Origin of the sequence: Mycobacterium sp. AZCC_0083, assembly GCF_014202335.1 — a bacterium.
Classification (GTDB): domain Bacteria; phylum Actinomycetota; class Actinomycetes; order Mycobacteriales; family Mycobacteriaceae; genus Mycobacterium.
Window position 1 is genome coordinate 1 of record NZ_JACHGP010000010.1, and the last position, 11140, is coordinate 11140.

15 protein-coding genes are annotated in these 11140 nt (G+C 60.9%); 8 read left to right on the forward strand and 7 right to left on the reverse strand.

Features of this window, described 5'->3' with window-relative positions; genetic code table 11:
• Positions 1–531: 531 nt before the first annotated feature.
• Both HNP02_RS24075 and HNP02_RS24080 read right to left on the reverse strand, forming a co-directional pair.
• Positions 532–885, reverse strand: a complete 354-nt coding sequence (locus HNP02_RS24075) for a hypothetical protein (protein WP_184443015.1) — start codon at positions 883–885, stop codon at positions 532–534.
• A 60-nt stretch (positions 886–945) separates the two neighbouring features.
• Positions 946–1569, reverse strand: coding sequence for a hypothetical protein (locus HNP02_RS24080; protein WP_184443016.1), 624 nt, complete (start codon positions 1567–1569; stop codon positions 946–948).
• Between the two features lie 104 nt (positions 1570–1673).
• On the opposite strand from HNP02_RS24080, the gene HNP02_RS24085 reads away from it, so the two are divergent.
• From HNP02_RS24085 to HNP02_RS24105, 6 genes are all read left to right on the forward strand, one after another.
• The gene (locus HNP02_RS24085) at positions 1674–3143 is read left to right on the forward strand and encodes a hypothetical protein (protein ID WP_184443017.1); all 1470 of its coding nucleotides are present in this window, start codon (positions 1674–1676) and stop codon (positions 3141–3143) included.
• A gap of 191 nt (positions 3144–3334) precedes the next feature.
• Positions 3335–3676: a hypothetical protein gene (locus HNP02_RS24090; protein WP_184443018.1), complete on the forward strand. Its 342-nt coding sequence runs from the start codon at positions 3335–3337 to the stop codon at positions 3674–3676.
• A complete protein-coding gene (locus tag HNP02_RS24095) occupies positions 3673–4005 on the forward strand; it encodes a DNA-binding protein (protein ID WP_184443019.1) in 333 nt (110 codons plus the stop codon). The genes HNP02_RS24090 and HNP02_RS24095 overlap by 4 nt, the downstream gene beginning before the upstream one ends.
• Positions 4002–4487 carry a helix-turn-helix domain-containing protein gene (locus HNP02_RS24100; RefSeq protein ID WP_309241673.1) on the forward strand — a complete coding sequence of 162 codons (486 nt, stop codon included), beginning with the start codon at positions 4002–4004 and terminating at the stop codon, positions 4485–4487. The genes HNP02_RS24095 and HNP02_RS24100 overlap by 4 nt, the downstream gene beginning before the upstream one ends.
• A gap of 62 nt (positions 4488–4549) precedes the next feature.
• The gene (locus tag HNP02_RS44110; RefSeq protein ID WP_375373706.1) at positions 4550–4726 is read left to right on the forward strand and encodes a DNA-binding protein; all 177 of its coding nucleotides are present in this window, start codon (positions 4550–4552) and stop codon (positions 4724–4726) included.
• Positions 4710–5567 carry a hypothetical protein gene (locus tag HNP02_RS24105; RefSeq protein ID WP_184443021.1) on the forward strand — a complete coding sequence of 286 codons (858 nt, stop codon included), beginning with the start codon at positions 4710–4712 and terminating at the stop codon, positions 5565–5567. Before HNP02_RS44110 ends, HNP02_RS24105 begins: the two co-directional genes overlap by 17 nt.
• A 34-nt stretch (positions 5568–5601) precedes the next feature.
• Here the strand turns inward: HNP02_RS24105 and HNP02_RS24110 are convergent, their stop codons facing one another.
• The 3 genes from HNP02_RS24110 to HNP02_RS24120 all read right to left on the reverse strand — a co-directional run bounded on the left by HNP02_RS24110 (position 5602) and on the right by HNP02_RS24120 (position 7786).
• Entirely contained in the window at positions 5602–6144 is a 543-nt protein-coding gene (locus HNP02_RS24110) for a DUF4352 domain-containing protein (RefSeq protein WP_184443022.1), read from the reverse strand.
• A gap of 206 nt (positions 6145–6350) precedes the next feature.
• Positions 6351–6980 (reverse strand): hypothetical protein, encoded by a 630-nt coding sequence (locus HNP02_RS24115; RefSeq protein ID WP_184443023.1) that lies wholly within the window; start codon positions 6978–6980, stop codon positions 6351–6353.
• Entirely contained in the window at positions 6980–7786 is an 807-nt protein-coding gene (locus tag HNP02_RS24120) for a hypothetical protein (RefSeq protein WP_184443024.1), read from the reverse strand. Before HNP02_RS24120 ends, HNP02_RS24115 begins: the two co-directional genes overlap by 1 nt.
• Before the next feature lie 111 nt (positions 7787–7897).
• On the opposite strand from HNP02_RS24120, the gene HNP02_RS24125 reads away from it, so the two are divergent.
• On the forward strand, positions 7898–8161 hold the full coding sequence (locus tag HNP02_RS24125) for a hypothetical protein (RefSeq protein ID WP_184443025.1): 264 nt from the start codon (positions 7898–7900) through the stop codon (positions 8159–8161).
• A 225-nt stretch (positions 8162–8386) separates the two neighbouring features.
• Entirely contained in the window at positions 8387–8794 is a 408-nt protein-coding gene (locus HNP02_RS24130; RefSeq protein WP_255506888.1) for a hypothetical protein, read from the forward strand.
• Between the two features lie 1030 nt (positions 8795–9824).
• Here the strand turns inward: HNP02_RS24130 and HNP02_RS43795 are convergent.
• Both HNP02_RS43795 and HNP02_RS24140 read right to left on the reverse strand, forming a co-directional pair.
• Positions 9825–10577: a CHAP domain-containing protein gene (locus HNP02_RS43795; protein ID WP_184443026.1), complete on the reverse strand. Its 753-nt coding sequence runs from the start codon at positions 10575–10577 to the stop codon at positions 9825–9827.
• Positions 10578–10889: 312 nt separating this feature from the next.
• Positions 10890–11057, reverse strand: a complete 168-nt coding sequence (locus tag HNP02_RS24140; protein WP_184443027.1) for a hypothetical protein — start codon at positions 11055–11057, stop codon at positions 10890–10892.
• Positions 11058–11140: the final 83 nt, after the last annotated feature.

Here is an 11140-nt window from a genome sequence, read left to right on the forward strand (position 1 = left end):
CCAGCAGCATCGAGGGAGGCCCGCCCTTCTCGGCGGAGCCACACGGGTGGGGAATTTCGATGAGCGGCAGTGGGGAATTTCAGCGAGCGCGGTCACGGTCGCCAACGGGAGGAATGCTTGACGTGGCGATCAAGAAGCAGAAAGCAGCGGGCGCCAAGTTCGCGAAGCAGGCGCGGTCCAAAGGATCGACCAAGGTCGGCCGACGGGCCAAGAGCAACGGCCGTCAGCAGAAGCGCTGACGAATGGCGAAGCGACGCAACATCAAGCGCGACCGCCGCGGGAGATTCGCGCCGACCGGCTCGCGGTCGTCGCGGGTGAAACGCGCCGTGCCGACCAAAGTAGTGTCGCGCAAAGTGAGCGCTGGTCGTGTCGGCCCTGGCGGCGAGTATGTCGGCGTGCGCCCCGGGATCGAACTCAAACCAAAGCGCGGCCGTTCGCGCTACTACGTCGGGGTCAGCGCCGGTCGCCGCGTCTCATACTGAACGACCGCCAAGGCGTCGTGAAGAGCTTCCGAGAGTCCAGACCAGTTCGCTACTTCTTCGGCAGTCCTTCTGAGATGAACCGAAGGATTTGCGCGTACGAGCGTGGCGCGGGCGGTTCAGGTAGTGGCTGGTTGCCTCCGGGCCGCATCTCTTGCATCGCATCGAGCAGAACTCGCATGAAGTCCTGATTCTTCTGCTCGGTTTGAACGAGATGCTCAAGCAGCAGCCCGCAGAGATTCACCGCGTCGGTGGCAACTCGCGCGGCACCGTCGAGATTGGTGAGGTATTTGTCCAATCGGCCTTGGGCGCTGACCACTTCGTCGCCGTCGATCGCCGCGCTCCCAACGATGGCGATCACGTTCTTGATGTCGGCGACCTCTTCCGGCGTCCAGTTAGTGCTCATAAATTTGAGTATGCCGTTACAGAGGTGAGGAATGTAGCCGTGATCCTCTCGCCGGGCTAATCATTGCGGATCAGGATAGGCGCGGGTAATCGGGCCAATGGCGTCGAAGGCGGTTATCGTCGGTTGCGCGGTGATGGTCGAACCATCGGGCGCTCGCAGAACCACCGTCGCAGTGTCACCGTCCAGATTGCACGACAGCACAGTGAGCGGTTCGCCGAGATCCGGCCAGGCGGCCTGCGCCATTTGACTTGCGCGTCCCTGCGCGTCCCGGCCGTCCAGCGGTCTGGGATTCCAAGCCGGTGGGTGCAAGTCGCGCAGCCGCTTGCCAACACCCTTCAATCCGTCATACGCCGCGCTACCAAGTATGCCGCTGACTGCTGCCGAAGTCACCCACATGAACAGCTCCAGCGATGCGCCGGATGCGCCCCAGCTAGTCGTTCTTAGGCGCTCTTCACTTAAGAACGAATCGTGGATCGACCCACCGGCAGGATTGGGCGTGTAGTGCAGCCGCTCGACTTCGTGCCGCAACCGCTCGCGGTCGATTGGCATCCCGGCATCAGAGATCAGGACAACGGTGGCGCGGCCCGTCATATCGGTCTGGCCGTCAATTGACCGGTAGACGATCCGTACCTGATCGACGTAAACCCCACCGGGCTCGCCGGGGGTTTCGACGTAATCAATCATGCAGTCATCGTCGCAGTTCGGTCGGACAAGAGCATCGATGACGCGGGTGCCGTTCGACAAAAAGCGCCGAACATTGTGGGTGCCGGTTCGTACGATGGGCTGTCGTGAAGGCGTACGAGGCTGGCGAGCCATACACCGGCAAGCGAATCCGGCGAATGCAACGCAGACTAGTGAAGCTTGCAAAACGCGCGGAGATGACCGAACTGCTGACCGAGGGCGTCGATGTCTTCATCGGCTTTCAGGATGACCTCTTACGCTTCCAGGCGGTGATCCAACGCGACATCGGCGCGCTCAAGCGAACGGTTCGAAGAAACAGCGAGGCGCGACCGTCGTTAGATTACTTGCGTGTCCTTCGTTGGTATGCACGCTGTGTGGGCGATGCGCTCGCCTGGCAGGTTCTTCTGTTCGACCGCAAAGCAATAGCAGCGTTAATGAGCGGACCCAAGCCCGGTGTCGTGGAGATAGCGCCGAACACACAAGCCGTTGTGACCATGGCGGGGCATCTTCTAGGACAACAGTTCGGCGTCCCGATCATTCACGACATCACCAACTGGTTGCGCATCGGCGACATCACTTTCATGCAGCCGAAGAAGAAGGGCGAGTGGCGATTTCAAACGGTCGAACTGAAGAGTTCTGTCCGGGAGAGTGAAACCGCCGAGGACGGTGTGACAAACGCTGTTCTCGCGGTCAATATCTGGAGCAATGAACGGATAGACCTGCTGACGGAGATCGCTGATAGGCCCACGGTTGGTGCCGTCGCGCCGTCGCAGGAAGCTGCCCCGAAGCGCAATCCGTTGGAGAGCGATCGTCGCTTGCAGCGGCAACTTAAGCGGCTGGACAAAATGATCGAGCGTCGCGACATGAAAGACAACGCGATGACGACCATTGAGGGCGTCCCGAACATCTTGCTCAAGCTCGAACACGACGACACGCATCATTGGGTTGACTTGAGGCGCGCGATACGGGTCGCTCGGCTTGACGGCTTTGCCTTCTTCTCGGTCGACAACTTCATCGCGTACGCCCTCTTCTACCAACGGGACGGCGTAACAGAAGAGCACATGCAGAAGTTCCGGAAGCAATACGTCGACCGGGTTGCAGAAGAGCTTCATCCTGGGGAAGCGGCGAACCCGTTTCTCCTTGTCCGTGAAGTTCCGATGAAAGAAGAGTACGACTTGGATGGTTTTCCGATCATGCGCTTCTTCAGCTACGAGATTCCACAGGTCGCCGTCAGCGACTTGATACACCGTCGTCTGGTGATCGCAGCAGTAGCCAATTGGGCTCGGCTCGATCGAGCGCTCGTCGATGCGGGTGTCTCAGTAGTGGGAACCAACGCGACCGAAGCCGACCAATCGCTTCCGTACTCCATCGAGATTTCTTGGCCCACGGGCGACAAATTTCGCGTTGATACGCCCATGGCTCAAGTATCACGTGAGGTCGTACGCGCGATCTACGAGTTTCTCAGCCTTGAGGACGTCGTGCAAAAAGTCGCATCGATCAAGCTCATTCCGGAATTGATTTCGTACGACGAATGGGACGCGTCACTCAAAGCCCAAACGGCCGACGAGTCGGAGTGAACCCGCCAGGCGGTGCAGCCAGGGCAGCTAACGAGTCCGCGCCACCAGCGAAGACGCCACTGGAAGGTCGATGCTTGATCCCGCCTGACGTTTACCGTCGGATCAACAGCGGGTGTCTGAGGCAAGTCCGATACTCGAACATCGCTATCTTCGGGCGACGGTCACCCCCTCGTTCCTTCTAGGTTCAATAAATGGCGAAATCAACTGACAATCCTCAGTTCCGGAGTCAGCGGGGCAGGCTGGGTGCCTACACCTCGTGGGCAAAGACGGAGGACCGGGCGGCCCGTACGCTGCCGGCGAGGCGAGCGATGCTCGACAAGTTCGAGACGGAAGTCGACCCCGAGGGCAAGCTCACGATCCAAGAGCGTGCCAAGCGCGCCGAGTACGCGCGTATGGCGTACTACCAACGACTAGCGATGAAGTCCGCGGCAGCACGCCAGGGGCGCAAGCTGATCTGCCAGACGTGCGGCCAGCCCAAGGAATCCGACGCCCCGATGTGTCGGAAGTGTCTGGGTAAGCTGCGCGAGCGGTGACCGATCTGCCCGCTTGGCTAACGGTCACACAGGCAGCCGAGTACTTCGGCATCGACCGCGCCGAGATGTACCACAAGGTGCTGCACAATCTGGAGGTTCGACGCATCGGCGCGCGCGGCGGCGCCATGCCGTTTGGTCGCCTCATCCGAGTCGAACGCGGACCAATACTTCGCCTGCGTGGAGAACCAAACGTGCCGCCGCAGCCACTGCCCCGCTGGGTAACCATCAACCAGGCAGCCGCGCACTACCAGATCAGCCCCCGCCTGACTCGCATCCGCATCGACCGCGAGTCACTACTACAGCTGGGCCGCTACCGGAGAACATGGTGAGCCGCCGCTACATCACCGTCGCCGAAACGGCCGAGCATCTGCAGATCAGCGAGAAGACCGTGCGCCGGCTGATCGCCGACGGCCAGCTATCCGGTTACCGGATAGGACGTAGCAGTCACGCGCGCATCAGGATTGACCTCGACGAGATCGACGAACAACTGATGCGCCCGATGGCCGAACCCCCGCGGCGACCACGCAAGGCAGGGTCGACCCGCACCAGCGCCCGCCCGCTTGCGAAACCGACGACGACTGTCGGCGCCAGGACCGTCACACGGCCCCGCCAACCCACCGGACCCGATCCCCTCGATGAAACCTTCTGGCGCTACTGCCAGTGCGGCGATCGGGCTATCAGTCACATCTGGACAGACCAAACCCTCGACGAACGAATCGGCGAACCGCGGCCAATCGGGTCGTGCGCGGCCTGTAGCTGCAAGGAATTCCTCGAAGACATCAAACGGCGCCGCAAGAAGCGCCAACCGTGACCAAACAGCGCAAACCAGTGGAACTTCCACCTGGCCTACCGGAATTGGCTACGCCAGCCCAGGTGGCCAAGTACCTCCACACGACGGTCAACTCACTAGCACAGATGCGCTACCTCGGGAGCGGCCCAAAGTTCATCAAGGTCGGGCATCGTGTGCGCTACCGCTGGACCGACGTACTGGAATGGCTACGGCACAACACCATTCAACGAACGGATGATCCCCGTGGACAACGTGGTTGAACGCAAACTCCCCGGTACGCCCATCCCCTGCGAACAACTGGTTCGCCAATACGAGGACTGGCGCTGGCGCAACGTGAACAAGGGACCCGGACAGGCGGCCATATTCGACCTTCTCGTCCCCAAGCCCGAAGACACCTATCAATGGCGAATCCAGTTGAACTGCGGCTGCATCCGCGACGTCGTGACCCACGGGAACGCACTTGAGCGCCTCATGCAGCGATCTGACAATTACCACCACTGGCACAGCGAGGAACAGCTACCTGAGGGCCAATGGCTGTGCCACGACCCAAAATGCCCACAGCATCGCCTCACCGGCGGCCCGGTGCGCGACATCGTCGAGTGGAGGAAACGGCACGACGACCTACACCACTTCGAGCCGATGGAGATCGACGGCGAGACAATCGGAACGCCACACGACGACGCGGTTTGGGACGTCTTGCTCAGCTGCGGCCACCTCGACACCAAATTCACCAAGCCCGGCTGGAAGCCCGAGGACGGACCGGCGCGCTCGACGCGCACCAAAAAGTGGCGGGGGCTGGAGGAAATCCTTCCGGTCGTCGCCAAGGACGATGACGACGAAGCCTATTGGCGGCGCATCTACGCCGAGAAGCATCCCCAGCCGGCACCCTTCAACCAGTGCCATACCTGCGCCAACCTTCGAACAGTCGTGGCCTACGAGGGCGTCGGATGGGTCAAACCAAAGCCGAAATCGGTGAAGCCGCCCAAGCCGAAGCCGCCCGCGCGCAAGACGCTCGAAAAACGTTTGAAGAAGTTGGAATCCGAAGCCGCACAGCTCAGGGAAGAACTGAAGACACTGCCCGTAGTCGATGACAAGCAGTGAATCCAGGCGAACGCTCGATGGAAGACGCCGACTATCACGACGCCAGACTGACTATTACTCCACGCGAGTAGCTGGATTCGTGGAGCATTATCCGGGCTGGCTTCGCGTCTGATGGCATATCGATTATCAGCCCGACGTCCAATTGGATACCCGGGTTAATGTCGGCTCGGAGCACGACCCCAGGTTCCCCAGAGTCCTTGATCATCGCGTCGGTATCGACGGAAAATTCGCGCCCGCCACTATCGATCAACTTCTGGTCGGCCGCAGCGTATGTGCGGGCGGTATTGCCGATGTTCTTGACGGTCAGCAACACGGCGAAACCCTTACCAGCCATCTGTCCGGAGAGAGGGCGGATCTCGGTGACTATGAACGCCAACCCGTCATCACGGGCTACTTGGCCGATGCCCACTTGCGGAGCTGGGGCAGTCGCCGCCGTCGGCGCGGGTGCGGTAGGAGCAGCGATGGTGACGGACTTCGTCACGGTCACAGCTGGTGGTGGTGATTCCGAGCTGCAGCCAGCCAGGACCATTGATACCGCCAGCGACACGACGAACTTCGTCGGCTTTGACGTGAGCATAAGGTGCAAGCGTATGCATCCGCCGCTAACCGCGGTAGTGCGGCACTGCGGAGTCGGCCCGTAGTTCGGGCGCCGGGCGGTGGGTGTTCGGATGCGTGTCGGATGAAGTCCTCCCGGGCACACAAGAGGTTGACCAACAGGACCGGCTCGGGCCACCGCTGGCCGAACTAAGTTCCCCCAACGCCGCCGTTGGTATGTGCCGGGGGTCAGTAGGCGAAAACGTCACCGCAGCCGCGGATATCAGTCTCGACACGCGTTGGTAGATATTCGAATGTCCGCTCGGCGATGTCCGCCACGCCGTTCGCCCGCGCTTCATTCATCAACGTGTCTAACAACGGGATCAAGAACTCGACGTCCCGTACTGCATATGCAAGCTGCTCCGGCGTGAACGCTGTCGACAACCAGTTGGATGTCTGTTGAGTCTTGTCAAGCACCACCCCAAGGAACCGCTCCAAAGTCGGCTTGAGACTGTGCTCTTCGTTGGACGCGGCCGGTCGGACGATCTTCGACAGCACCTTGGTGCACGCCACACTTTGGGCATTCGCCTTCCAATGGTGTCGCATGAACCTGAGATCGAAGGGCGCGTGATGAAACACCTTTCGAACATGCTCAGACATCAGCAACTCTCGGAGTCTCTCCGGCTGATGGCCGTTCATGCGGATTACCTGAGTCCCGACGTCCGGCACGTGCAATTGGCAGGTGCCGATGCGATCGAGCCGCCAGTCGAGGCCGCTGGTCTCGATATCCCAAGCCACTATCGCGGCGTCCCTGACGGCCCATTCGAAGTCCGAGGAGACGTCGCCCTCGACCAGATCGACTTCCCGGGTTGAAATCATTACTCCCCACCTCCGGTGACATCGGCCAATGCGACCGATCTACTTTGGTTCTCGATCGCATCGAGATCTTCTCTGAAGAAGTCGCTGAACGTCCCTTGCCCCACTAGCAGTGTTGGCACATTGCCGCGCCGCCTCCGATTTGCGTAGAGGGTCATGAGCACCTTGTCGCCGAAGTAATAACAGGTGTACGTCGGGTCACCCGCGCGGTAGTAGATGCGAATATCGGCGGCACAAGACTCGGCGAGCTCGGCGAACTCCTTAGTTGTCTCGAGGACTTCCCTGCGGATCTTCTGCAACGTGTAGTCGTACCGTTGCGCCAGGACTCGCATCGTCGGCTCATCGTCGGGGTCTGGGAGAAAGAGCTTCAGCGAGTGATTCTTGTCTTTGGCGAATTCTTCAATTTTCGGCCAATGCAATTTGCGCCAGCTACTGCCGTAGGAAATGAAGACGGACAGGTGCTTGCACTGTTTAAAGAGGTCCTCCCAGGGGACATCGAGCCAGTTCATCGTCACCCGTTCAACGCCCGCTGCACTGACATCGGCTGCGATCCTGGCTTCCGCAAGAACCTCGCGCATGAAGTCTCGCTTCGCCCGAAGGTCCCACAAGACAGCCAGGCCGCCAATCGTGACGAAGAGTCCTCCGACTTGGTTGGCCGTAGCTTGAAGAGGCTTATGGTGTTCGAACCAGTCGATGTTGGAAACCCACATCAGACAGAATCCGGCGATCACGATGCCGGCGGCGTAGAGCGCCGTTTTGTACGTCGTTAGCGCCGCTAGCAGGCTGTTTTCGCTACTTTCGCCTGTCACGTCACCTCATCCGCGAGCCTCACGAGTTTCACAGTAAGCGGACTGACCGACAAACCGGCTGCGACGTGCCGATACCTACGACCGCTACCACCCGGGCCTGAGAATGTGTGCATGGCCAAGGACGACGGAATCAAGCTTCAGCGTTACCTCCTCAACCGGGAACACCAACTGTGGGTTGATGAAGGGAGAGACCGCACGGGCGGACGGATTTTCGACCTCCCCACCGATTGTCCGGAGGCTGCCTTAGAACGCGCCTGGCAAGACCACTGCCTAAAGCGGCTTAACGCGGCGGCGTGGGAACTGGCAGAACTTGAGGGACGCACGGCCAGCTCCGCGGAAGTCGTCAACATCGAGGACTGGCGTCACCGCGACTAGGGTCTCTGAGAAGCGCGAGAGGGCACCGCCGCGCGGGTCCATATAGCCAAACGCCCACGCCGTGCCCACAATCTGCCCACAGTTGCAGATAAGCCCCGTTGGCCTGGCATAGATAGGGAGTAGGTCGCTCAGCCGCCTTGTGTGCCATTGGTGCTGGTGAGAGCCATAACCCTGCAGGTTTGCCACCTGTCGACGCTCCAGGTCACGGGAGAAGAGGCAGGTCCCGTGCGGACCGATTTGGTGCGCGTCGGTCGGCGTCAGCCGCCTTATGCTTTCTTCAGGCGCTTACGCGGTGCCGGCGATCTGGAGGTACATCCGCGCGTGAACGAGCTGTCCGGCATGTCCGATACGCCAGCCGGGCCGCAGGACTATGCCGGTCTGCGCGCCGAATTGGCCGAATTGGCCAGCGATTTCACACCTGTGATCACCGAGTTGTGGCCTCGCCTGGAAGACCACAAGCACCGGTGGGAATTGCATAGCTACGGGCTTCCTGAGGGAGACGACAGGCAAGTAGTCGCTGACGTCATCGCCTTGCTGGTTGAGGCGCTCAAATGCTTCGGCACCGCCGACAACAAGCTTCTGGACGCTTACACCAAAGCCGACCGTCACAATCCCAATGGCGCCGCTGTCTAATCAAGCGCCCCCTTCATGCGAAGTGTCTGACTCCCCGATCGGCGAGTAAAGGGCGTCTTCGACGTCACCACGTGATGGCTTCGCACCCCTGCCACATCCGATCGTCAGCGCAGGATCGCTGGGTATCAGGAAGCGGTGGGAGTGCACTATTTCACACCATGACTTGACGACAATTCTGACGACAGCGATGACGACAGCCGGACTCCCCGACACCGCCACCTGCACGCCGCCGGAGTGCGTATCGTGGCTGTTCATGGGATCGGCCTGTTCCTACGGATCAGAAGGTTGGGAGTTCGAATCTCTTCGGGCGCACGCAGGTCAGGGGCGCTTTTCGCGATTGCGGAGAGCGCCTCTGATGGTTTTTGACGACAGTTTTGGCGGTCTTCAGTCTGGCCAGATGCCTTCGACCATGACGAGCGACTCGGCGTCTGGTCCTCTGTCATGGCAACGACTGCGGCCAGTTAGCTTCCAGATCCATCGCCCATTGGACGCATGGAGGGTCACGTGAGTGCCGTCGAAACTCAACCCGACGTCGGGGGCCTTTCGGCCCTGCTGCAGGGCATGGAGGGCGAACCACATCACCGGCGTCGCGTGATCGACGCACAGTTGGTCGCCTTCGCGTCGAAACCGCACTTCCCCGGCCAATTGGGGTGCCTCGGTCCGCATCGTCGTGCTCATAACCTAGTCACGGATCGCCCGCATGTGGCGTTCACCCAATCTGCAGGGGAGGGGTGACGGGCCGAATGGTTGGTAGGACGTAGGGGCTGTCGGTTCCTTCGTGTTGCCTCGGCAAGAGCCTCGAGTACGCCCTCGACTTCGTGGTCCTAATTTGTTCCGGCCGCCGTGCGAACCACGCCAACACCTGCTGCCTCACAACGACCTGCCCGATCAGTGTTTCCAGGGTGATTCGCGCGGGATGTCCTTGGAAATGACGAGGGGCCAAATATGCTGCGGCACTGAGTAGTAACCGATTCCGGCGAGGCGTGACGCGGCGTTGTCATCATCCAGAGACGGCGAACAGTCCGGTTGGTCAGGGCAACAGGATGTAGGACATTCCGGGGACGTCCTTCACGTCGCGGCCATTGAAGATGCCGACGCCGCCTAGCTGCGAATTGTTCATCTCGGTCACGTGGATCCATCGGCCATCGGGACGTTGGGAGACCGAATCCACCCACGCGACGTGGCCGACTGGGCTCGCACCGGCAATACCGGGTTGGAACACGACGATCGAACGGTCCTGAGCGTCGTCCACGACGGTCCAGCCCGCAGCGATTGCCGAGTCCCTCCACGCCAGCGCGTCGCCACGAAACGCCGGATACGATCCGCTGGCCTCGAACCACTTTTGTGCAGCACCCCAGGTGCACTGACCGTCCGTCCCCGGATTGCTTCCTTGAGTCCTGCCCATCGCGCGGTCGGTGTGGGCGGTCTGCGCTGACCCACTGCCGCCGCTCGGGGGTGGCGGGCTGCATTCGGGGGCGGCGACGTTCAGTGTGGCGGTTGCGATGTCGGCATCGGCAACGAAGTGGCCATCTGACGTTCGGTACCACAGGTCGTCCCAGCCGCCGGGGATGTCGGAGCTGAAGAATCCGTTCACGTTCTGCCCGCGCGTGGAGCAGACCAACGTCAGCTGATCCCCGGGGTTGTAGGACCCGTCCTGGGGAGACGTGAGGTTGGCGTCGGACATCTGTGGGGTGTCTGCTTCGACCGTGGCACTCGCATCGGCGGACGCCGAAGGGGCCTCAGTCATCGACTGCATACCCGTTGCTGCGACGAGTGCAGCCACGGCCATCGCCGCCAGTCCGTGCGGGGCGGTCTTCAGGTGGCGCGATTCAGCAGTGGGCGTGGACGACCTCAGTCGAGGATCGTCGGCGCGAAGACAGGAAGGCACTCCAAAATCGAACACGTGAGTCCTCCCGCGCGTGTGGCCCTTCCCCGACCCACATGCATGGGTATATCAGTCCCATTGATCAAGCGCAGCAAATCAAGATCGATTCGTTGGCGAGAACTTCGCCGGTAGGGGCTAGCTGGCCTAGATTTCAACCGTCAACGGTCACGTCCGCTACGAGCATCCACGCCGAACCTGCGCTAGCCGAACTCAGTCGGTGCACTTCGTCCGAACGGATGACGTGGTTTGCTCTTTCTTCTCCCCCATGTTCACGATTCCGTGCGTGACGCCATCATCCAGTTCAGCCAACGGGGCGATTGTGCTTGACAGGGCGGCGATGCACATTCCCGAAATCGCCGGATTGAATTCGCTGCGCACGTGGCTCCAGGGGGTTAACTTGGGATACCAACAATTGACGCGGGGGTCAGAAAATGGCGACTGGAAAAGCGGGCGGTCGGGGT